Annotated in this window: 1 tRNA gene and 1 rRNA gene; both read right to left on the bottom strand. The window is 54.6% G+C overall.

The annotated features are described in order from the left end of the window. Positions 1–1,211, bottom strand: a 23S ribosomal RNA gene (locus ACHHTY_RS12035); the annotation flags it as partial. A gap of 149 nt (positions 1,212–1,360) precedes the next feature. Continuing rightward, positions 1,361–1,436, bottom strand: a tRNA-Ala gene (locus tag ACHHTY_RS12040). Positions 1,437–1,563: the final 127 nt, after the last annotated feature.

A 1,563-nucleotide genomic window follows, 5' to 3' on the forward strand; every position in this document is an offset into this window, starting at 1 on the left:
GAAATCCGCGGCTTCGGTGGCATGCTTAGCCCCGTTGAATTTTCGGCGCAGACCCACTCGACCAGTGAGCTATTACGCTTTCTTTGAAGGATTGCTGCTTCTAAGCCAACCTCCTGGTTGTCTGGGCAGTTCCACATCCTTTACCACTTAGCATGCACTTAGGGACCTTAACCGGCGGTCTGGGCTCTTTCCCTTTCGACCACGAATCTTATCACCCGTAGTCTGACTCCCGTGCTTGAGCTTGACGGTATTCGGAGTTTGACAGGGGTTGGTAATCCTGTGGGGACCCCTAGCCCAATCAGTGCTCTACCTCCGTCAGTCATCACACGAGGCTATACCTAAATATATTTCGGAGAAAACCAGCTATTCCCGAGTTTGATTAGCCTTTCACTCCTAGCCACAGCTCATCCAAGCAGTTTTCAACCTACACTGGTTCGGGCCTCCACGAAGTGTTACCTTCGCTTCACCCTGGCCATGGCTAGATCACTCGGCTTCGGGTATACCCCATGCAACTAAACGCCCTATTAAGACTCGCTTTCGCTACGGCTCCACCTCACGGCTTAACCTCGCTGCATAGGGTAACTCGCTGACTCATTATGCAAAAGGCACGCGGTCACACTGTCTTGCGACATAGTGCTTCCACTGCTTGTAAGCAGACGGTTTCAGGTTCTATTTCACTCCCCTCCCGGGGTTCTTTTCACCTTTCCCTCACGGTACTGGTTCACTATCGGTCACCGGGTAGTATTTAGCCTTGGAAGATGGTCCTCCCAGATTCCCACGGGGTTTCACGTGTCCCGTGGTACTCGGGGACACCCTAGGGTGACGCAAGATTTCACATACCGGGCTATCACCGTCTCTGGCCGGCCTTTCCAGACCGTTCTGCTATCCCTTGTCAATCCCACATCGGGGCCCCACAACCCCGCAGCACAAGTACTGCGGTTTGGGCTGTTCCGCGTTCGCTCGCCACTACTGACGGAATCTCAATTGATTTCTACTCCTGGGGGTACTGAGATGTTTCACTTCCCCCCGTTCGCTTCATGTACCTATCTATTCAGTACATGATGACCAGGTTCTACCTGGCCGGGTTGCCCCATTCGGAAACCTCCGGATCAAAGCCTGTTAGCGACTCCCCGAAGCTTATCGCAGCTTACCGCGTCCTTCATCGCCTCCCGGTACCAAGGCATCCACCGTCTGCCCTTAATAGCTTGACCAAATATCTTGCTAATTCGCTTGATCGACTCAGCTACTAAAATGCATTCACAACAACATATTCAATTATCAAAGATCTAATACCACTAAAACCCCGCTCCGGATCCGCTGGATCCGAACTCAAGGCGCCGCCAAAGACGGCTAAAATTCCTGGTGGAGGTGAACGGGATCGAACCGATGGCCTCCTGCGTGCAAGGCAGGCGCTCTCCCAGCTGAGCTACACCCCCTCGGTGGCCATTCAGCAGCACCGCATCTTGCGGCGATCGGGCCGGCTTGCGGGCCTGGAGCACGCGGCACCGTCCCGCTTGCCGCAACCTGCGGCACTGCTCAACGGCCACCTGCCAACCACCGATC

It is taken from the genome of Desulfurivibrio nitratireducens, assembly GCF_044068515.1.
GTDB lineage: Bacteria > Desulfobacterota > Desulfobulbia > Desulfobulbales > Desulfurivibrionaceae > Desulfurivibrio.